The sequence below is a fragment of the Pseudomonas sp. M2(2023) genome, from assembly GCF_030263955.1.
Classification (GTDB): domain Bacteria; phylum Pseudomonadota; class Gammaproteobacteria; order Pseudomonadales; family Pseudomonadaceae; genus Aquipseudomonas; species Aquipseudomonas asiatica.
On the sequence record NZ_CP127114.1, the window covers coordinates 3,288,531 to 3,307,483 of the forward strand.

The 18,953-nt window shown below is 64.6% G+C and carries 19 protein-coding genes; 10 read left to right on the forward strand and 9 right to left on the reverse strand.

What is annotated here, in order from left to right; all coding sequences use genetic code 11:
* Positions 1–46 precede the first annotated feature (46 nt).
* Positions 47–2,233 (reverse strand): OsmC domain/YcaO domain-containing protein, encoded by a 2,187-nt coding sequence (locus QN085_RS15075; RefSeq protein WP_285687051.1) that lies wholly within the window; start codon positions 2,231–2,233, stop codon positions 47–49.
* 276 nt (positions 2,234–2,509) lie between these two features.
* Between QN085_RS15075 and QN085_RS15080 the strand changes: the two genes are divergently transcribed.
* The 4 genes from QN085_RS15080 (at position 2,510) to QN085_RS15095 (ending at position 7,746) form a co-directional block, all read left to right on the forward strand.
* The gene (locus QN085_RS15080; RefSeq protein ID WP_003259224.1) at positions 2,510–2,965 is read left to right on the forward strand and encodes a (2Fe-2S)-binding protein; all 456 of its coding nucleotides are present in this window, start codon (positions 2,510–2,512) and stop codon (positions 2,963–2,965) included.
* On the forward strand, positions 2,965–5,214 hold the full coding sequence (locus tag QN085_RS15085; protein WP_041505883.1) for a xanthine dehydrogenase family protein molybdopterin-binding subunit: 2,250 nt from the start codon (positions 2,965–2,967) through the stop codon (positions 5,212–5,214). Before QN085_RS15080 ends, QN085_RS15085 begins: the two co-directional genes overlap by 1 nt.
* Before the next feature lie 17 nt (positions 5,215–5,231).
* Complete coding sequence (locus QN085_RS15090) at positions 5,232–6,575, forward strand: c-type cytochrome (RefSeq protein WP_041505882.1); 1,344 nt, start codon at positions 5,232–5,234, stop codon at positions 6,573–6,575.
* Positions 6,576–6,726: 151 nt separating this feature from the next.
* A complete protein-coding gene (locus tag QN085_RS15095) occupies positions 6,727–7,746 on the forward strand; it encodes an XdhC family protein (protein ID WP_013973006.1) in 1,020 nt (339 codons plus the stop codon).
* Between the two features lie 21 nt (positions 7,747–7,767).
* Here the strand turns inward: QN085_RS15095 and QN085_RS15100 are convergent, their stop codons facing one another.
* The 4 genes from QN085_RS15100 to QN085_RS15115 form a co-directional block, all read right to left on the reverse strand.
* A complete protein-coding gene (locus tag QN085_RS15100; protein ID WP_285687056.1) occupies positions 7,768–8,556 on the reverse strand; it encodes a substrate-binding periplasmic protein in 789 nt (262 codons plus the stop codon).
* Positions 8,557–8,722: 166 nt separating this feature from the next.
* The gene (locus tag QN085_RS15105; protein WP_015270713.1) at positions 8,723–9,364 is read right to left on the reverse strand and encodes a LysE family translocator; all 642 of its coding nucleotides are present in this window, start codon (positions 9,362–9,364) and stop codon (positions 8,723–8,725) included.
* Between the two features lie 49 nt (positions 9,365–9,413).
* Entirely contained in the window at positions 9,414–9,614 is a 201-nt protein-coding gene (locus QN085_RS15110; RefSeq protein WP_013973009.1) for a DUF1289 domain-containing protein, read from the reverse strand.
* Between the two features lie 8 nt (positions 9,615–9,622).
* Positions 9,623–9,940: a hypothetical protein gene (locus QN085_RS15115; protein WP_003259233.1), complete on the reverse strand. Its 318-nt coding sequence runs from the start codon at positions 9,938–9,940 to the stop codon at positions 9,623–9,625.
* Between the two features lie 316 nt (positions 9,941–10,256).
* Here QN085_RS15115 and QN085_RS15120 point away from each other — a divergent pair, with 316 nt between their 5' ends.
* Positions 10,257–12,005 (forward strand): BCCT family transporter, encoded by a 1,749-nt coding sequence (locus QN085_RS15120; protein ID WP_013973010.1) that lies wholly within the window; start codon positions 10,257–10,259, stop codon positions 12,003–12,005.
* Positions 12,006–12,070: 65 nt separating this feature from the next.
* Here the strand turns inward: QN085_RS15120 and QN085_RS15125 are convergent, their stop codons facing one another.
* A complete protein-coding gene (locus QN085_RS15125) occupies positions 12,071–12,550 on the reverse strand; it encodes a VOC family protein (RefSeq protein ID WP_003259234.1) in 480 nt (159 codons plus the stop codon).
* Positions 12,551–12,756: 206 nt separating this feature from the next.
* On the opposite strand from QN085_RS15125, the gene QN085_RS15130 reads away from it, so the two are divergent.
* Positions 12,757–13,407: a TIGR04211 family SH3 domain-containing protein gene (locus QN085_RS15130; protein ID WP_013973012.1), complete on the forward strand. Its 651-nt coding sequence runs from the start codon at positions 12,757–12,759 to the stop codon at positions 13,405–13,407.
* A 123-nt stretch (positions 13,408–13,530) separates the two neighbouring features.
* Here the strand turns inward: QN085_RS15130 and QN085_RS15135 are convergent, their stop codons facing one another.
* Together QN085_RS15135 and QN085_RS15140 are read right to left on the reverse strand one after the other, a co-directional pair.
* The gene (locus QN085_RS15135) at positions 13,531–13,803 is read right to left on the reverse strand and encodes a PA2433 domain-containing protein (RefSeq protein ID WP_013973013.1); all 273 of its coding nucleotides are present in this window, start codon (positions 13,801–13,803) and stop codon (positions 13,531–13,533) included.
* A 106-nt stretch (positions 13,804–13,909) separates the two neighbouring features.
* Entirely contained in the window at positions 13,910–14,818 is a 909-nt protein-coding gene (locus tag QN085_RS15140) for a LysR family transcriptional regulator (RefSeq protein ID WP_013973014.1), read from the reverse strand.
* Positions 14,819–14,942: 124 nt separating this feature from the next.
* On the opposite strand from QN085_RS15140, the gene QN085_RS15145 reads away from it, so the two are divergent.
* Positions 14,943–15,677: an SDR family NAD(P)-dependent oxidoreductase gene (locus QN085_RS15145; protein WP_041505881.1), complete on the forward strand. Its 735-nt coding sequence runs from the start codon at positions 14,943–14,945 to the stop codon at positions 15,675–15,677.
* Positions 15,678–15,694: 17 nt separating this feature from the next.
* Positions 15,695–15,901, forward strand: a complete 207-nt coding sequence (locus tag QN085_RS15150) for a tautomerase family protein (protein ID WP_023663433.1) — start codon at positions 15,695–15,697, stop codon at positions 15,899–15,901.
* A 23-nt stretch (positions 15,902–15,924) separates the two neighbouring features.
* Here the strand turns inward: QN085_RS15150 and QN085_RS15155 are convergent, their stop codons facing one another.
* Positions 15,925–16,806, reverse strand: coding sequence for a LysR family transcriptional regulator (locus QN085_RS15155; protein WP_025338802.1), 882 nt, complete (start codon positions 16,804–16,806; stop codon positions 15,925–15,927).
* 108 nt (positions 16,807–16,914) lie between these two features.
* Between QN085_RS15155 and argC the strand changes: the two genes are divergently transcribed.
* Entirely contained in the window at positions 16,915–17,856 is a 942-nt protein-coding gene (gene argC, locus QN085_RS15160; protein ID WP_013973018.1) for an N-acetyl-gamma-glutamyl-phosphate reductase, read from the forward strand.
* A gap of 79 nt (positions 17,857–17,935) precedes the next feature.
* Complete coding sequence (locus tag QN085_RS15165; RefSeq protein ID WP_013973019.1) at positions 17,936–18,622, forward strand: GNAT family N-acetyltransferase; 687 nt, start codon at positions 17,936–17,938, stop codon at positions 18,620–18,622.
* The last annotated feature ends 331 nt before the right edge of the window (positions 18,623–18,953 follow it).

An 18,953-nucleotide genomic window follows, 5' to 3' on the forward strand; every position in this document is an offset into this window, starting at 1 on the left:
GGGCCGCTTTGCGGCCCATCGCGACACAAGGCCGCTCCTACAGGAGTCAGGCGAACTTGGCCCGGGCCGCGTGCAGCTTCTTGTAGCTTTCGATCAGGCGCAGGTGGCGATCGAGGCCTTCGAGTTTCATGCTGGTCGGGGTCAGGCCATGGAAGCGCACGCTGCCGTCCACCGAACCCAGCACCGCGTCCATGCGCGGGTTACCGAACATGCGGCGGAAGTTGGCTTCGTAATCGTCCATTTCCAGTTCGTCGTCCAGCAGCACTTCCAGCACCACGTTCAGCGCCTGGTAGAACAGGCCGCGCTCGACGGTGTTGTCATTGAACTGCAGGAACGCCTCCACCAATTCCTTGGCATCCTCGAAGCGCTGTACCGCCAGGCAGACCAGCAGCTTCAACTCGAGAATGGTCAGCTGGCCCCACACCGTGTTCTCGTCGAACTCCACGCCGATCAGCGTGGTGATGGTGGTGTAGTCATCCACATCGCAGTTGTCCAGGCGCTTGAGCAGCAGCTTGAGGGAACGGTTGTCCAGGCTGTGCAGGTTGAGGATGTCGGCGCGGAACGACAAGGCGCGGTTGGTGTTGTCCCAGATCAGGTCCTCGACCGGGTAGATCTCCGAGTAACCCGGCACCAGGATGCGGCAGGCGGTGGCGCCAAGGTTGTCGTACACCGCCATGTACACTTCCTTACCCAGGTCCTCGAGGATACCGAACAGGGTCGCGGCCTCCTGCACGTTGGAATCCTCGCCGTGGCCGGAAAAGTCCCACTCGACGAACTCGAAGTCGGCCTTGGCACTGAAGAAGCGCCACGACACCACACCGCTGGAGTCGATGAAGTGCTCGACGAAGTTGTTCGGCTCGGTCAGCGCGTGGCTTTCGAAGGTCGGTTGCGGCAGGTCATTCAAGCCTTCGAAGCTGCGGCCCTGCAGCAGTTCGGTGAGGCTGCGCTCCAGCGCCACTTCCAAGCTCGGGTGGGCGCCGAACGAAGCGAATACGCCGCCGGTGCGCGGGTTCATCAAGGTCACGCACATCACCGGGAACTCACCGCCCAGCGACGCATCCTTGACCAGCACCGGGAAGCCCTGCTCTTCCAGGCCCTGGATGCCGGCGACGATGGCCGGGTACTTGGCCAGTACCTCCTGCGGCACATCCGGCAGGCACAGCTCGCCTTCGAGGATTTCGCGCTTCACGGCGCGCTCGAAGATTTCCGACAGGCACTGCACCTGCGCCTCGGCCAGGGTGTTGCCGGCGCTCATGCCGTTGCTGAGGAACAGGTTCTCGATCAGGTTGGACGGGAAGTACACCACCTGCTGGTCGGACTGGCGCACGAACGGCAACGAGCAGATGCCGCGCGCGGTGTTGCCCGAGTTGGTGTCGTACAGGTGCGAGCCACGCAGCTCGCCGTCCGGGTTGTAGATTGCCAGGCAGTGCTCGTCGAGGATCTCGGCCGGCAGCGCATCGCGCGGGCCGGGTTTGAACCACTGCTCGTTCGGGTAGTGCACGAACGGCGCGTTGGCCAGGTCCTCGCCCCAGAACTGGTCGTTATAGAAGAAGTTGCAGTTCAGCCGCTCGATGAACTCACCCAGCGCCGAGGCCAGCGCGGCCTCCTTGGTCGCGCCCTTGCCATTGGTGAAGCACATCGGCGACTGGGCGTCGCGCACATGCAGCGACCACACGTTAGGCACGATGTTGCGCCACGAGGCGATCTCGATCTTCATCCCCAGCCCGGCGAGGATGCCCGACATGTTGGCGATGGTCTGTTCCAGCGGCAGGTCCTTGCCGGGGATGTAGGTGCTGGTGTCCGCCACCGGCATCAGCAAGCCCTGGGCATCGGCATCGAGGTTGTCGACCACTTCGATCACGAACTCGGGGCCGGTCTGCACCACCTTCTTCACCGTGCAGCGGTCGATCGAGCGCAGGATGCCCTGGCGGTCCTTCTCGGAAATGTCCTCGGGCAGCTCGACCTGGATCTTGAAGACCTGGTTGTAGCGGTTTTCCGGGTCGACGATGTTGTTCTGCGACAGGCGAATGTTTTCGGTGGGAATGTCGCGGGTCTGGCAGTACAGCTTGACGAAGTAAGCCGCGCACAAGGCCGAAGACGCCAAGAAGTAGTCGAACGGCCCCGGGGCCGAGCCATCACCCTTGTAGCGGATCGGTTGGTCGGCGATCACCGTGAAGTCGTCGAACTTGGCTTCGAGACGGAGATTGTCGAGAAAATTGACCTTGATTTCCATGCGGGATTACCGTGATTTAAGCGTGCAAAACGAAATTGGCCGGCATTATCCGGGTTTTCGTTGCGGAAGTCCTCTTCAACTCCGAACGCGGTCTTTATTTGTGGGGGCCGACACAGACTTGCGCATTTCACCGAATTGCTTGCCTGATCCTCTGAACCTGCCCCCGTCAGCAGACCGGCGGTCACCCCGCTGTGCTAGCGTCTCTGCACTGGGGAGCACCGTATTCCCCGATCACAAGAAACCAAGCGACAGCAACCGTTGACGGGCAGGTGAACCATGGAACTACGCATCAACCAGAAGACCTACCAAGTCGAGGCAGACGCCGACACGCCCCTGCTATGGGTGATCCGCGACGACCTGGGGCTGACCGGCACCAAGTATGGCTGCGGCCTGGCCCAGTGCGGCGCCTGTTCGGTGCTGGTGGACGGCAACGTGGTGCGCGCCTGCGTCACCCCGGTGGCCGGTGTGGTCGGGCGCGAGGTGACCACCATCGAGGCGATCGAGGCCGATGCCGTCGGCAAACGGGTGGTCGCGGCCTGGGTCGAGCACCAGGTGGCCCAGTGCGGCTACTGCCAGTCCGGCCAGGTAATGGCCGCCACGGCGCTGCTCAAGCACACGCCCAAGCCCAGTGACGCACAGATCGAGGCAGCCATGGTCAACCTGTGCCGCTGCGGCACCTACAACGCCATCCATGCTGCCGTGCATGAGCTGGCCCAAGGGGAGAAGGCCTGATGAGCACACCAGTCGATACCCCCGCCGAACTGCTCAAGCTGCAACTGGGCGAAACCGTCAACCTGTCGCGTCGGCGCTTTCTTGCCGGCACGGCTGTCGGTGCCCTGGTGCTGGGTTTCGGCCTGCCCATGGGCTCGGCCCGCGTGCAGGCAGCTGCCGCAGCAACCCCGGAGCGCGGCACCCAGGTGCCGGCGTTTCTGGAGATCCGCCCGGACGGCAAAGTGCGCCTGCTCAGCCCGTTCATGGAAGGTGGCCAAGGCCCCTTCACCGCCATGGCGCAGATCGTTGGTGAAGAGCTGGACGTCGACCCGGCCAATTTCGTGGTCGACAGCGCGCCGCCCGGCGAAGCCTATGTAGTGATGGAAAACGGTATGCGCATCACCGGCGGCAGCATGTCGGTGCGCATGAGCTACCCGACCATGCGCCGCCTGGGCGCCCTCGCCCGGGCCATGCTGCTGCAGGCGGGTGCCGAGCAGCTGGGCGTGCCGGTCGAAGAACTCTCCACCACGCCGGGTCACGTGGTACATACCACGACTGGCCGCTCCATCCCCTACGGAGAACTGGCCGGGCGGGCCATGGACCTGCCGGTGCCGGACCCGGCCAGCGTCAAGCTGCGCGACCCCAGCCAGTTTCGCTGGATCGGCAAGCCGGTACGTCGCCTGGATGCCTACGACAAGTCCACCGGCAAGGCGGTGTACAGCATCGACATCAAGGTCGACGGCATGCTCCACGCTGCCGTGCAGCACGCGCCACGCCTGGGCATGACCGTCGGCAGCCTGCGCAACGAAGACCAGGTCAAGGCCATGAAGGGCGTGCATTCGGTGCATCAGCTGCCGGGCGCCGTGGCCGTGGTAGCCGAACGCTGGTGGCATGCCAAGCGCGCGGTCGAGGCCATCCAGGTTGACTGGAAGGAGCCTGCGGCTGACAGCCCGGTACGGCCGATGCCGGCCGACTTCTCCAGCGATGGCTGGCGCGAGCACCTGGCCACGGTCACGGGCCCGGCGCGCGACGACGAAAACCAGGGCGACGTGGCCGGCATGCTGGCCAGTGCCAAGACCCGGGTCGAGGCAACCTACCATAACCAGTACCTCAACCACGCCCAGCTGGAGCCGCCGTCGGCACTGGCGCGCTTCAACCCGGACGGCACCCTGGAGGTATGGCTGCCCAACCAGGCGCCGGACATGTTCCGTGACGACATTGCCAAGCGCACCGGCCTGGCCCCGGCACAGATCACCCTGCATTCGCCGTTGCTGGGCGGTTTCTTTGGCCGCCACTTCCTGTACGACTCGGCCAACCCCTACCCACAGGCCATTGCCTTGGCCAAGGCGGTCGGCCGGCCGGTGAAACTCATCTGGAGCCGCGAGGAAGAATTCCTCCGCGATGTGCTGCGCCCGGTCGCCGTGGTGAAGTTCCGTGCCGGGCTGGATGCCGACGGCCTGCCGGTGGCCCTCGAAGCCGTGAGCGCCACCGAAGGCCCGACCGAGGCCCTCGCAGGCAAGCAAGGCGAAAAGCTCGACCCGACCGCGCTCGAAGGCCTGTCGGGCAAGTCCTACGCCATCGCCAACAAGCGTATCGCGCAGATCTACGTGAAAGGCCCAGCCATGCTCGGCTACTGGCGCTCGGTGGGCAACTCGCTGAACGACTTCTTCTATGAGTCGTTCCTCGACGAACTGGCCGACAAAGGCGGCAAGGACCCGTTCGAACTGCGCCTGCACCTGCTGCGCGACAACCCGCGCCTGACCAACCTGCTGCAGGCCGTCGCCGAGCTTTCCGGCGGCTGGAAGCGCGGGCCGTTCACCGCCGAGGACGGCAGCAAGCGGGCGCGTGGCGTGGCCATGGCCTCGCCGTTCGGCTCGGAGGCAGCGGTCATTGCCGAGGTATCGATCGAGAACGGCCAGGTCAAAGTGCACGACATCTGGCAGGCCATCGACCCGGGCAGCATCGTCAACCCGGCGATCATCGAGCATCAGGTCAACGGCGCCGTCGCCCTGGGCCTGTCGCAGACACTGCTGGAAGAAGCGGTGTACGTGGATGGCAAGCCGCGCGCGCGCAACTACGACCTGTACCCGATCCTGCCGCCGTCGCGCATGGCCAGGGTGCATGTGCGCATTGTCGAAAGCGGGGCGAAGATGGGCGGCATCGGCGAGCCACCGTTGCCCGCGGTGGCACCGGCGGTAGCCAACGCAGTCGCGCAGCTGACCGGCCAGCGCGTGCGCAGCCTGCCATTGAGCCGCCATACCTTCAGCTGAGCACACAAGGACGCCCCATGACCCATCGTTTCGCAAGAACCGCTGGCTGGCTGGCGCTGCCGTGCCTGGTCGCGGCAGGCCTGCTGGCCTGGTACGTCACCCGCGAGCCTGCCTCGCCATTTGCCGATGCGCAGGCCACCACCGCCGACCCGGCGCTGGTCAGCCGTGGCGAGTACGTAGCCCGCCTCAGCGACTGCGTGGCCTGCCACAGCCTGGCGGACGGCAAACCGTTCGCCGGCGGGCTGGAAATGGCCACCCCGCTGGGGGCGATCCACGCCACCAACATCACCCCCGACCGCGACACCGGCATCGGTGGCTACAGCCTGGCCGACTTCGACCGTGCCGTGCGCCAGGGCGTCGCACCCGGTGGCCGGCGGCTGTACCCGGCCATGCCCTACCCGTCCTACGCCAAGCTCAGCGATGACGATGTAAAGGCGCTGTACGCCTTCTTCATGCACGGCGTGCAACCGGTGCAACAGGCCAACCTGGCCAGCGACATTCCCTGGCCGCTGAACCTGCGTTGGCCCATCGCCTTGTGGAACGGCGTGTTCGCCGCCACCACGCCCTACACCAACCAGGCCGGGCAGGATGCCCAGTGGAACCGCGGCGCCTACATCGTCCAGGGCCCTGGCCACTGTGGCAGCTGCCATACGCCGCGCGGCCTGGCCTTCAACGAAAAGGCCCTGGATGACAGCGGCAAGCCGTTCCTCGCTGGTGCCCTGCTCGATGGCTGGTATGCACCGAGCTTGCGTGCCGACCCCAACACCGGGCTGGGGCGCTGGAGCGAAGCCGAGATCGCGCAGTTCCTCAAGACCGGGCGCAACCGGCATGCGGTGGTATTCGGCTCGATGACCGAGGCCTTCAACAACTCCACGCAGTTCATGAGTGACGACGACCTGGCCGCCATCGCCCGCTACCTGAAGTCGCTGCCCGGCGACCCGCAACGCGACGGTGCGCCGTGGCAATACCAGGCCGAAACGACGGCGGCGCGGCTCGACAGCCCTGGGGCGCATACCTATGTAACCCGCTGTGCGTCGTGCCACGGCCTGGACGGCAAGGGCCAGCCCGAATGGATGCCGCCTTTGGCCGGCGCTACTTCAGCACTGGCCAAGGAAGACGCCTCGGCGATCAACATCACCCTCAATGGTTCGCAGCGGGTGGTGACGGCCGGGTTGCCCGATGCCTATCGCATGCCGGCCTTCCGTGAGCAACTGAGTGACCAGGAAATTGCTGATGTGCTGGGTTTCGTGCGCAGTGCCTGGGGGAACAATGGTGGCGCGGTGAATGCGCAGGCGGTGGGCAAGTTGCGTGGGCATACCGACCCGGCCAGCAGTAGCCCGATCATTTTGCATATGCGATGAATTTGGTGGCTGTACCGGCCTCTTCGCGGGTGAACCCGCTCCCACAGGATTTGCACCACCCCTAAGACCTGTGCAATACCTGTGGGAGCGGGTTCACCCGCGAAGAGGCCGGTACAGCCACCCTTGAACACCAGGCTTTACCGGAGTACCCATGGAAAGCATCGACCTGCTGGTCCTGCGCACCACCCGTGACTGGCTCGCCGCCGGCCACCGCACCCTGCTCGCCACGGTCGCCCGCACCTGGGGCTCCTCCCCCCGCCCGGTCGGCTCGATGATGGCCCTGCGCAGCGACGGCCGTGTGGTTGGCAGTGTCTCTGGCGGCTGCATCGAGGACGACCTCATTCACCGCTACACCAGCGCCTACGGCGGCCCCGGCATGCCCGGCGGCCTGCCCCAGGTGGTGCGCTATGGCGTCAGCGCCGACGAGGCCCACCGCTTCGGCCTGCCCTGTGGCGGCACCCTCGAACTGGTGCTGGAATTCTCCCCGTCGCTGCCACACCTCGAACAATTGCTCGCCGGCCTCGACGGCGGCAACCTGGTACGGCGTGGGCTCGACCTGCACAGCGGCAAAGCCAGCCTCAGCGCCACCACCACGCCCGAACTGTTCAGCTTCGATGGCCGGCACATGCTCAGCACTCTGGGCCCCGGCTACCGCCTGCTGCTGATCGGTGCCGGCGCGCTGGCCGAATACCTGGCGACCATGGCCCTGTTCAATGGCTTCAGCGTTTCACTGTGCGACCCGCGCCCCGAGTACACAGCAGGCTGGAACGTTGCCGGCGTCAACCACCTTGCCGGCATGCCGGACGACGTCGTCCGCGCCTTCGCCCCGGACCTGCGCAGCGCCATCGTCGCTGTCAGCCACGACCCCAAGCTGGACGACCTGGCCCTGCTCGAAGCGTTGCACAGCCCGGCGTTTTATATCGGTGCCATCGGCTCACGGCGCAACAGCCAGCTGCGCCGCGAGCGGCTGATCGAACACTTTGGCGAAAGCGAAGCGTCGTTGCAGCGCCTGCACGGCCCTATCGGCATTTATATCGGTAGCAAGACCCCAGCCGAGATTGCCGTCAGCGTCATGGCCGAGATCCTAGCGGCGAAGAACGATGTCACCCTGCCCAGCGCAGTCAGCGTGATCCGGGCCAAGGAAGCCGAGCAGTTGGCCCGAGCCCTGTAGGAGCGCATGCCAGGCTGCTATTTATTGCCAACGCTCCAGGTTTTGCTGCACCAGTTGCTCCGGCAACGCCCCGGCAACGATCTTTTCCATCTCCCTTGTCAGTGCCTCACGCAGCTTCGGCTGATTGCAGGGCGAGTCATGCGAAAGCGCCAGGTACAGCCCTTCGCTGGATACCGGTGGTTCCAGCACCTGTAAATTGTCGGCAATCCCCAAGGTGCGTGCCAGCGCCAAGCCGGGATACTGCTCGTACACCACGTAATCGCTGCGCTTCTGCATCAACTTCTCGAATGCCTGCCTGGCACCGGGTACCGCTTCGAGGGTGAGGTTGGTTCTGGCGTAGTCGTCGAACTGCTGGCCGTGGCTGTTGTTGACCAGCGTGCCGCCTTTGCGGCCCTTCAGGTCGGCCCATTGCTGGTAGGCAAAGGTATTGTCCTGGCGCACCCAGATAACACTTGGGGTATACAGGAATGCCGGGGTAATGAAGTCCATCTGCTGCTGACGGGTCTTGGTCAGGAAGTACCCGGCCATCAGGTCGATCCGGCCCGTGCGCACTTCTTCCTGGGCGCGCGACCACGGCCCGCCGTAGACCACCTCGATTTCCAGCCCCAGTTGTTTGCCCAGGTACTTGAGCAGGTCGGCATTGGCACCGATCAGTTGCTGGGGGTTTTGCGGGTCGCGCCACAGGTAGGGGGGGTATTCCGGGTTGCCGGTGGCAGTCAGCCGCCGGCATTCCTCATGCGCTACCGCCGCCAGCGGCAGCAGCAGGCACGGCAACAGCAACAAGGCGTGGCGAAAGCAGCGCTCGATCATCGACAACCCTCGGCACATGTGACATCCGCAGACCCGGAGCGGTGGCCAATGGTTGCCACGTCCTGTGGTCGACTGCAGCACCCATCTGTGCGTGCTGCAGACAGTCTGGACCATGTATGGCCATCAGGTTGGCCTTTTATCGGCCAGATGGAGCGCCCCTCGTACTTCAGGCCCCCTGCCGGCGCATCGCCAGGATTGCCGCGCCAAAACCGATAAAGGTAGTGCCCACCACCCGGCTCACCCAGCGCGACAGGGACGGCCGGGTCAGCACGCCCTTGGCCCGCGCCGCCAGTGCGGCATACAGGCTCAGCGAAACCAGCGACAACGCTACGAATATCCCGGTCAGGATCAGGAACTGCGGCAACAGCGCCGCCCCCTGGTCGATGAACTGCGGGAACAGCGCGGTGAAGAACATGGTCGCCTTGGGGTTGGTCACTGCCGTGAGGAAGGCCGACTTGTATAGCTTCAGCGGCGTGGGCCGAACCTTGGCCACACCCTCTGCGTCGCCCTGCGCCAGCATCGGGCTCTTTTTCAGCAATTGCCGCGCGCCCAAATAGAACAGGTAGCCCGCCCCCAGGATCTTCACGGCGTTGAACAGCATTTCGGAACTGGCCAGCAGCGCGCCCAGCCCCAGCATGGCGGCTGCCGACAGGCAGAACAGGCCCGAGCCATTGCCCAGCGACGACCAGATCGCGCTGCGCTGGCCATGGGCAAGGCTGTTGTTGATGGCCATCAGGGTGGCAGGGCCGGGGCTGGCGATCGCGATGGCAGCGACCAGGGTAAAGGCAAACAGCGAGTGAGAATCCATTTTCAGGCTCGTCAGACAATCAGGAAAATTGCGCACAGGGTGCGCAGGTTCAGTCGCCATTCTGCCGCTTGGCCGCCTTCTTGGCGATAGCCTTCATCCGCGTTGCCGCCCGCTGCACGGTGGCCATCTTCTCGGGGCGCTTCATGCTCCGCCATTTGCGAATTTCGTCACGGCTGCGCCCGCAGCTCACGCACAGCTCGCTATTGAGCTGGCACAGCGAGACGCAGGGGTTGTCGATGTCTTTGGCCATGCCGCCACTCAGCCGGGCATTTCAGCCTGCGCGCGCTCGGCGGCAGCGTGGAACACCTGGCGTACTTCTTCGGCCTTGACCTTGGTGACCGACCTGGCAGCCAGCAGCTCGTCGACCACGCGCAAGCCCTGTTCCAGGGCGGTGGCCAGTTGCTCGCGGTCGGAGGCGTCAGCGATATCACCCAGATAAGGAGCGATGAGATACACGTAACGGTCCTGCAGCTTGAGCGCTTCCAGCGCGTCGAGGGCTTTCTGGAACCGATCGGCAGCGGCAGGGCTCATGCTCAATTTATCGAAATGAATCAGGCTCACACGGTCAGTGGCCATCTGGACGAATCTCCGTTTCCTGGTACGGCCAGGCCCACAAGCGGCAGCGCTTCTACGATGCCCGGATGTGCAGGCCTGGGTAATGCCCACAGGGTACCAGAACCCGAGGCAGAAAGGGCCATCGCCCCCAGAACTAAAAGTATTTGGCAGGTCGCGTAATGGACGCCCCGGGGCGTTATCGGGACAGGAGCCGCCGTTTAGTGCGCAGGATAATCCCGCCAGCAATCTCCCCGCCGAGGCAGTCATCGAACTCGGTAGCCCACACAAAACTACAAGCCTGCACCAGCCGGTAAGCCAGAAAGGGGCCTCATCATTCATGGCAAAGGAACACATCACCGAAACGCTCGACCTTGGCGTGACGGATCCCTCGAAAACCGCGGAAGCACGCCAGGACCGGCGTTTCGAGGGCAAGCTCGACTGGATCGTCTTTGGTTTCACCAGCTTCCTGGCCATCGCTTTCGTCCTCTGGGGCTTCCTCAACCAGGCAAGCCTCGCCAGCAGCGCCTCCAGCGCGCAATCCTGGGTCATTCTCAACTTCGGCTGGTTCTTCGTGCTTACCTCCACGCTGTTCGTGGTGTTCGTGCTGTGGTTGGCGGCCAGCCGTTACGGCCGGGTCCCGCTGGGCCGTGATGGCGAACAGCCAGAATTCCGTACGGTGTCGTGGGTGGCGATGATGTTCAGCGCCGGCATGGGCATTGGCCTGATGTTCTTCGGCGTTGCCGAACCGCTGTCGCACTATGTATCGCCACCACCAGGGACGGCCACCGGGCAGTCCAGCGAAGCGATGCAGGTGGCCATGGCCACGACGTTGTTCCACTGGACCTTGCACCCCTGGGCCATGTACGCCATCGTCGGCCTGGTGATTGCCTATGGCACCTTCCGCCGCGGCCGCTCGCAGCTGATTTCCGCCGCCTTCCGGCCGTTGATCGGCAAGCATGCCAACGGCCCGCTCGGCCGCCTGATCGACATGATGGCGATCTTCGCCACGCTGTTCGGCTCGGCGGCCTCGCTGGGCCTGGGCGCGCTGCAGATTGCCGGTGGCCTGGAATACAACGGCTGGATCGAAAGCCCCGGCAAGCTGTTCTACATCTCGATCATCACCCTGCTGACCATTGCCTTCGTTACCTCGGCGGTGTCGGGCATCGGCAAGGGCATCCAGTGGCTGTCCAACACCAACATGGTGCTGGCGCTGGTGCTGGCGGTGTTCGTGTTCATGGTTGGCCCGACCCTGCTGATGCTCAACCTGCTGCCAACCTCGATCGGCATCTACGTCAAGATGCTGCCGGAAATGATGGCCCGTACCAACGCCAGCGGCGGTGAACAGATGAACAACTGGCTGGCCGGCTGGACCGTGTTCTACTGGGCCTGGTGGATTTCCTGGACGCCGTTCGTGGGCATGTTCATCGCCCGCATCAGCCGCGGCCGCACCATCCGCCAGTTCGTTACCGGGGTGCTGCTGGTACCGAGCCTGGTCAGCCTGGTGTGGTTCACCATCTTTGGCGGCGCGGGTATCGACGCCCTGCGTGAAGGCGCCTTCCAGCTGGCCAATGGTGCAGTCAACAGCAACCACGCGCTGTACCAGTTGCTGGACAGCTACCCGCTGGCCTCGGCGACATCAGTGCTGGTGATGGTTCTGGTGGGTATCTTCTTCGTCTCCGGTGCCGACGCAGCCTCGCTGGTGATGGGCACGCTGTCGGAACACGGCACCACCACGCCATCGCGCCGTACGGTGATCTTCTGGGGCGCGCTGACCGGTACGGTGGCGGCGATCATGCTGGCAATCGGCGACCCGCGCGACCCCGGCGAGGCACTGACCGGCCTGCAGAACCTGACCATCGTCGTGGCCCTGCCGTTCGTGGTGGTGATGGTGCTGCTGTGCCTGGCGCTGTACCGCGACCTGCGCAAGGACCCGATGATGCTGCGCCACCTGCGCGGCAACGAACTGATCGAGAAGGCAGTGCTGTATGGCGCGGTGAAGCATGGCGAAGAGTTCTACATCGTGGTGCAGGAGAAGAAGGCTTCGACCAAGCCGGCGTCGGCAGAGGCCGAAGTGACCGGCAACTGACCTGGCAACTTTGTGGAATCGGGGCTGCTGCGCAGCCCCCGATCAAGATGCCTTCACTGCCGTGATCAGCCCTTCAACGCCGCCTCTATCCTGGCCACATCGATCTTGCCCATCTGCATCATGGCATCAAACGCCCGCTTGGCCGCCGCCCGGTCGGGGTGGCCGATGGCTTCGATGAGGATGCGCGGGGTGATCTGCCACGAAATCCCCCATTTATCCTTGCACCAGCCGCAGACACTGGCCTCCCCGCCGTTGCCGACAATGGCATCCCACAAGCGGTCGGTCTCGGCCTGGTCCTCGGTGCTGACCTGGAATGAAAACGCCTCGCAATGCGTGAAGGCCTTGCCTCCGTTGAGCCCCACGCAGGGAATACCCATGACGCTGAACTCCACGGTAATCACGTCACCCTGTTTCCCGGATGGATAATCAGCAGGTGCCTGATGCACCGCTATCACTGCCGTGTCAGGGAAGACGCTGGCGTAAAAGTTCGCGGCCTCCTCGGCGTCGTTGTCGTACCAGAGGCAAATTGTGTTCTTGGCTGTCATGGTCTTGTTCCAAGAAAGGGTGTGAGCCTTTGAGTCTAGTCTCACAGTCGCCGGTTGAAGTCCTGCAACATCCTGCAGACATTTCCGACATCAGGTAGTGAACCTGCTGACAAAAAAACGGTCTTTCGCTGACGGTCAACCCACCGACCGGTTCATCGGCCCAGTCACCGGGCCTACTTTTTGTCCTGTTTCAGCGAAGACCCAACATGCCCGATTCCCGCCCAACTGCTTCCGCCCTCACTGCCCTGCGCGGCGGCCTGATCGCCACCCTGGTGGCCCTTGCCGCACCGGTGCACGCCGAAGAGCCTGCCAGCGATGCACGCTGGGTCAGCGACAGCCTGAGCACCTATGTGCGCAGCGGCCCCACCGATGGCCACCGCATTGTCGGTACGCTCAAGTCCGGGCAGAAGCTGACCCTGATCGGCAGCCAGGGCAACTACAGCCAGGTGCGCGGGCAGAACGGCGATGTGGTGTGGATTCTCAGCAACGACCTGCAGTCGGTGCCAGGCCAGGGCGAGCGCCTGCCGCAGCTCGATGCCCAGGTCGCGGACCTGACCGGGCAGTTGAAGAACATCGACGACAGCTGGAAGAACCGCGTGCAGGGCATGCAGGAAACCCTCGATTCACGCAAGAAGCTGATCGACGAACTGGAAGCGCGCAACCAGGCGCTGAATGAACAGCTCGACCAGAGCCAGTCGCAGCTGCGCGATACCCAGGCCCGCCTGGGAGACGAGAACAAGCAGGTGATGATGCGCTACATGGTGTATGGCGGCAGCATTGCCGGCGCGGGCTTGCTGGCGGGGCTGATCCTGCCGTCGCTGACCCGTGGGCGCAGGAAGAACGATCGCTGGTTCTGAAGACGGCGCCAGCCTGCGCTGGCCTCTTCGCGGGTAAACCCGCTCCCACAGTAACCACGCTGGCCTTGAGCCTGTTGGAGATACTGTAGGAGCGGGTTTACCCGCGAAGAGGCCAGCAAGGGCTTACTTGCTACGTGCCTTGTTGTAGATAGTCTTGGCTTGGTCCGCCGAGGCCTGACACTGAGTCATATCGCCCTTGCTCTGAGCATCCTTGGCATTTTGCAAGTGGACTTTGAAGTCATGGGCCATGCCGCCATGCATTGCCTGGCCACTGGCCTTTTCGAAATCCTCAAGCTCCTTGATCTTGGCCGCACAGTTGCTCGCCGGGTCTGCGTGTGCGGCAAAACTGAGGACCGAGGCAATCACCAGCAAAGGTATGCATTTAGTGGATTTCATGGAGCGTTCTCCTGGAAAACCTGAAGGGTCGTCGAGATGACACTGGCTCGACGCAGCAAACAGCATAGTCGGCCATACGCCCCGGCGCCTCGGCTCAGCCCGGGGGCTATGCCCCCTCGGCAAACAGGAAATCGATGAACACCCGCACCCGCAGCGGCATGTGCCGGGCCTGGGGGTAGATCAGCATGAACGGCCGCGAAGTGCCGCCAAACTCGGCGAGCACTTCCACCAGTTCGCCACTGGCCAGTGCGTCCTGCACGGTAAAGCGGTAAGCCTGCATCAGCCCGCCGCCGTGGCGCACCAGCGTGGCGGTGGCGAGGAAGTCGCCCAGGCAGGTGAACCCACCCTGGGTTTCGATCTCCACCTGCTGGCCATCCTGAAGGAAGCTCCACGGCGGGCGGCGGCCACTGCTGGGCAGTTCGAACTGGATGCACTCATGTTGCAGCAAGTCGTGCGGTGTTCGTGGCGTGCCGGCACGGGCCAGGTAGCCCGGCGTGGCCACCACCACCAGTTCGGCATCTTCCAGGCGACGCGCCACCAGCCGCGAATCGGCCGGCTCGCGGCCACGAATGGCCAGGTCGAACGGTTCCTCGGCAAAGTCGACGTTGCGGTTGCTGACATGCACATCCACCTGCACCTTGGGGTAGCGCTGGCGAAACCGCGGCAGCAGCGGCAACAGCCGGTGATGAGCATAGGGCGTGGGTGCACTGATACGCAGCCGACCGCTCGGCTCGACCTGCCCGCCCGTGACCTGGCGCTCGGCCTCCACCAACTGCCCCAGTGCCTGCCGGCATTGCTGGTAATAGGCCTGGCCGGCTGAGGACAGGCGCATCTGCCGGGTGGTGCGAACGAACAGACGCACACCCAGGCGCTCTTCCAGGCGCGCCACGCTGCGGCTGACCGCCGCCGGGGTAACGCCGGCTTCCGTGGCCGCAGCGGTGAAGCTGCCGCTGTCGGCTGCCAGGCAGAACAGTTCCAGGCTGCCCAGTTGCAGGTCATCGAAATGGCGGGTCATGTCGGCTCGATTGATTACATGGTGTATCGATTGAAATGCCAAGCGCCTCATTTTTCAAGTTCTGATTGCAACCTACAGTGGCTTCACACCGAGCCCATGGCTCACTTCACTGGAGATCATGCACATGAACACGCCACGCACCGTCATTATTACCGGGGCCTCGAGCGGCCTGGGTTTCGCCCTGGCCGAGGCCTTCCTCAAACGCGGCGACAACGTGGTCGGCAACGCCCGCAGCCAGGCCCGCCTTGAGCAAGCCGCCGCCCGCCTCGGCAACCCATCGCGCTTCATCGGCGTGGCTGGCGACATCGCCGAGCCGGGCACGGCCCAGCGCCTGTTCGCCAGCGCCGAGCAAGCCTTTGGCGGGGTCGACATGCTGATCAACAACGCCGGCATCTTCATTGCCAAGCCGTTTGCCGAGTACAGCGAAGCGGATGTCGACGCCCTGGTCGGCACCAACCTCAAGGGCTTCTTCTACCCGGCCCAGGAAGCGGCGCGGATCATGACCAGGCAAGGGCATGGGCAGATCATCGCCATCACCGCCTCCATTGCCTTGCAACCGGACACCCGCGTGCCGGCCCTGCTGCCGGTACTGGTCAAGGGTGGCCTGAACCAGGCGGTGAAAGGCCTGGCGCTGGAACTGGCAGCCAGCGGCGTGCAGGTGAATGCGGTGGCACCGGGGATCATCGATACACCGCTGCATGGCGGCAACACACAAGGCATGGGCGCGCTGTCACCCAGTGGCCGCACCGGCTTGCCACAGGATGTCGTGGATGCAGTGTTATACCTGGCCGACTCACGCTTCGTCAGCGGCGTTATCCTGCCGGTGGATGGCGGTAGCACCGCTGGCACCTGGCATTAACAGAGGAGCGAGCAACCATGCCTTATGTCCATATTCGCGTGACCAATGAAGGCGTCAGTGCTGAGCACAAGCGCCAACTGATCGAACAGACGACCCGCATGCTGGAGCAGGTGCTGGGCAAGCCGCCGGCCAGTACCTTTGTGGTGATCGAGGAGGTGCCGACCGATAACTGGGGGGTTGGCGGGGAGACAGTGACTGCGGTGCGGGCCCGAGAGCGAGGGTGACCCCAAGGGCCGCCTTGCGGCCCCTACTGGCGCAACCGCTCCAACGCCTGCAACACATACCCCGTGGCCCGCTCCACCTGCCCTTCCCGGCAGGCAATGCCCAGTTGCCGCCACAACCCCGGCCGCAGCGGCCGGCGGGCAATGCGCCGGTCCAGCTCGGCCGACTCCCCCTCCTGCGGCAGCAATGTCGCCCCATACCCGGCCCCGACCAGGCTCTTGATCGCATCGTTGTAGTTCAGCTCGATTCGCGGCTCAGGGTACAACCCCGCTGCCGCGAACCACTCGCCGGTCACCCGCGAAAGCTGGGTGCTGCTGTCGTTGAGAATCAACGCCCGCTGCGCCAGCCAGGCCGGCGTAACCTTGGCCGGTGGCTGCCAGTCGGCCGGCACGTAGGCCAGGATCGGGTCGCGCCGCCAGGGCGTAACCGCAAGCCCCTTACCGGCCACCTGTGGCAAGGCCACCAGGCCGATATCCAGCGTGCCTTCGCGCAGGCGCGCCAACGAGGCCTGGGAGGTCAGCACCTGGACCTGCACATCGATCCCTGGGTGCACCGTACGCAGGTGCTCCAGCGCCTGCGGCAGCAAGTGGGCGATGGCACCGGTGGAGGCGCCCAGGCGCACCCGGCCGGTCAGGCCCTCGACCTGCCGGCGCACTTCATCCAGCGCCAGGTCGGCGTCGGCCAGCAGGCGGCGGGCACGGGCCAGCAGGGTTTCGCCGATGACCGTGGGCCGCACCTGGCCGCGGGTGCGGGTGAGCAACGGTGCGCCAATGCGCGCTTCCAGCTCGGCCACGTGCAGGCTGATGGTGGGCGGTGCCAGGTTGAGCTGGCGGGCGGCTTCGGCAAACGAGCCCAGGTCGGAGATGACCACCAAGGTGCGGAGGCGATCGAGGCTGATTTCGCGCATGGGCCAATCTCGTTCAGAAAAGATGAATATATCGATCATCATATTCAAATTTTCTTTACCAGAGCCACAAGCGAGCATAGGCCATCCCTACCCGACCGGACTTTGACCATGCACACACCTGTTGTCTTCATCGACGGTGACCAAGGCACCACCGGCCTGCAGATCCATGCCCGGCTGCAAGGCCGCAGCGATCTGCGCCTGCTGACCCTGCCCGAAGCCGAACGCAAAGACCCGCAACGCCGCCGCGAAGCGATCAACAGCGCCGACATCGCCCTGCTGTGCCTGCCCGACGATGCCGCCCGCGAGGCCGTGGCGGCGATCCACAACCCGCAAGTGCGGGTGATCGACGCAAGCTCCGCGCACCGCACCAGCCCAGGCTGGGTCTATGGCCTGCCGGAGCTCGACGAGCAGCAAGCCGAGCGCATCGCGCACAGCAAGCGCGTCAGCAACCCCGGCTGCTACCCCACCGGCGCCATCGCCCTGTTGCGCCCACTGGTCAAGGCCGGCCTGCTGCCAGCGGACTACCCGCTGAACATCCACGCCATCTCCGGCTATTCCGGTGGTGGCCGCGCCGCAGTCGAACGGCATGAACAGCCCGCCGCCGGCAAAACCCCGGCCCTGCAACTGTACGGCCTGGAACTGGCGCACAAGCATGTGCCGGAAATCCAGCAGCACGCCGGGCTGTCGGCGCGGCCGATGTTCATGCCCGGTTACGGTGCCTACCGCCAGGGCATCGTGCTGAGCATCCCGCTGCAGTTGCGCCTGCTGCCCGGCCAGGTCAGTGCCGAACAGCTGCAGGCCTGCCTGCAGCAGCACTACCAGGGTGCCCGCCACGTCCAGCTAATGCCCCTGCACCAGCACGGCGCAGCGCCGAACCTCGACCCCGAGGCGTTGAACGACAGCAACGACCTGCGCCTGGCGCTTTACGCCAACCCTGAGCATGGCCAGGTGCTGCTGACCGCAGTGTTCGACAACCTCGGCAAAGGTGCCTCCGGTGCGGCGGTGCAAAACCTCGACCTGATGCTCGGTGCATTGCAGGTACAAGGCTGATCGGCAAAAACGGTTAGACTGTACAGCCCGCGCCCGCATGGCGCGGGCCGTCCATCTACCCGCCGGAGCCCGCCCCCCGATGTTCATCCTGAGCCGCCTCGACAGCGTGCCGCCTGAATCCTTCCAGAACCAGATCCGCGAACTGGTGATCCACCACGTCGGCGAACTGAGCAGTGTCGCCATCAGCGCCGACAACCCGCTGTACCCGCTGTACCAGTACGGCGTTGGCATGGAGGTGCACCAGTACCTGCAAGCACTGGACGGTACCCGCGGCCTGGCCGTGGCGCTGACCCTGGCGCTGGATGCCGAAGAGCCAGACCAATTGCTGGGGTTTGCCCTGTCGCTGCCGGCCGAGGACGATGAACAGGCGTGCGCCCTGGCGTTCCTGGCCGTGCGCGCCAGCCATCGACGCCAAGGCATCGCCCGCGCCCTGCTGGGCGACCTGCAGGCACGCCATGCCTGCGTCGAGCTGAATGCCTTTGCCAGCCAGGTACCGTGGTTCGAGGCGATGGGCATGCAGGTGGTGGCCGCCAATGGGCCGCAGGTACTGATGAGCAGTACCGGGCGGGCTAGCGGCGCGCTGATCGGGCGACTGGATATTGCGCCGATCTACCAGACGGCGGAAGTGATGCAGATCCATACCTACCTGCTCAACCAGCAGGGTGAGGATGCGATGATCGAAGCGGAACAGATGCGGGATGAGCGGCTGGACGAACTGACCGCTCAGGCCCAGGAGTGTGTACGGCAGCGCAAGACCGTGCATTGATCCAAGGGCCTGTGGGAGATTGCCCAGCCCTTTGGGCTGCGCTGTCGCACAGATAACTGAATTCGCAAGCGATCCTCGTACCCTTTGGGAGCGGCTTTAGCCGCGAAGAATCCAACGCGGTGCATGGCACCGGCTGCGCCGGTGTTCGCGGCTAAAGCCGCTCCCACAGGGTCCCTGCTAATTCAATGAGTTATGTGCAGTTCTATGAGAGGCCCGGGAGTGTGTACGGCAGCGCAAGACCGTGCATTGACCCAAGGACCTGTGGGAGATTGCCCAGCCCTTTGGGCTGCGCTGTCGCACAGATAACTGAATTCGCAAGCGATCCTCGTAC

Bases quoted from the DNA above. Each gene is read 5' to 3' on its own strand.
- QN085_RS15080 (WP_003259224.1), top strand. From the start codon at position 2,510: ATGGAACTACGCATCAACCAGAAGACCTACCAAGTCGAGGCAGACGCC.
- QN085_RS15085 (WP_041505883.1), top strand. From the start codon at position 2,965: ATGAGCACACCAGTCGATACCCCCGCCGAACTGCTCAAGCTGCAACTG.
- QN085_RS15135 (WP_013973013.1), bottom strand. From the start codon at position 13,803: ATGAAATCCACTAAATGCATACCTTTGCTGGTGATTGCCTCGGTCCTC.
- QN085_RS15120 (WP_013973010.1), top strand. From the start codon at position 10,257: ATGGCAAAGGAACACATCACCGAAACGCTCGACCTTGGCGTGACGGAT.
- QN085_RS15110 (WP_013973009.1), bottom strand. From the start codon at position 9,614: ATGGCCAAAGACATCGACAACCCCTGCGTCTCGCTGTGCCAGCTCAAT.
- QN085_RS15130 (WP_013973012.1), top strand. From the start codon at position 12,757: ATGCCCGATTCCCGCCCAACTGCTTCCGCCCTCACTGCCCTGCGCGGC.
- QN085_RS15095 (WP_013973006.1), top strand. From the start codon at position 6,727: ATGGAAAGCATCGACCTGCTGGTCCTGCGCACCACCCGTGACTGGCTC.
- QN085_RS15125 (WP_003259234.1), bottom strand. From the start codon at position 12,550: ATGACAGCCAAGAACACAATTTGCCTCTGGTACGACAACGACGCCGAG.
- argC (WP_013973018.1), top strand. From the start codon at position 16,915: ATGCACACACCTGTTGTCTTCATCGACGGTGACCAAGGCACCACCGGC.
- QN085_RS15155 (WP_025338802.1), bottom strand. From the start codon at position 16,806: ATGCGCGAAATCAGCCTCGATCGCCTCCGCACCTTGGTGGTCATCTCC.
- QN085_RS15105 (WP_015270713.1), bottom strand. From the start codon at position 9,364: ATGGATTCTCACTCGCTGTTTGCCTTTACCCTGGTCGCTGCCATCGCG.
- QN085_RS15150 (WP_023663433.1), top strand. From the start codon at position 15,695: ATGCCTTATGTCCATATTCGCGTGACCAATGAAGGCGTCAGTGCTGAG.
- QN085_RS15145 (WP_041505881.1), top strand. From the start codon at position 14,943: ATGAACACGCCACGCACCGTCATTATTACCGGGGCCTCGAGCGGCCTG.
- QN085_RS15075 (WP_285687051.1), bottom strand. From the start codon at position 2,233: ATGGAAATCAAGGTCAATTTTCTCGACAATCTCCGTCTCGAAGCCAAG.
- QN085_RS15090 (WP_041505882.1), top strand. From the start codon at position 5,232: ATGACCCATCGTTTCGCAAGAACCGCTGGCTGGCTGGCGCTGCCGTGC.
- QN085_RS15115 (WP_003259233.1), bottom strand. From the start codon at position 9,940: ATGGCCACTGACCGTGTGAGCCTGATTCATTTCGATAAATTGAGCATG.
- QN085_RS15100 (WP_285687056.1), bottom strand. From the start codon at position 8,556: ATGATCGAGCGCTGCTTTCGCCACGCCTTGTTGCTGTTGCCGTGCCTG.
- QN085_RS15140 (WP_013973014.1), bottom strand. From the start codon at position 14,818: ATGACCCGCCATTTCGATGACCTGCAACTGGGCAGCCTGGAACTGTTC.
- QN085_RS15165 (WP_013973019.1), top strand. From the start codon at position 17,936: ATGTTCATCCTGAGCCGCCTCGACAGCGTGCCGCCTGAATCCTTCCAG.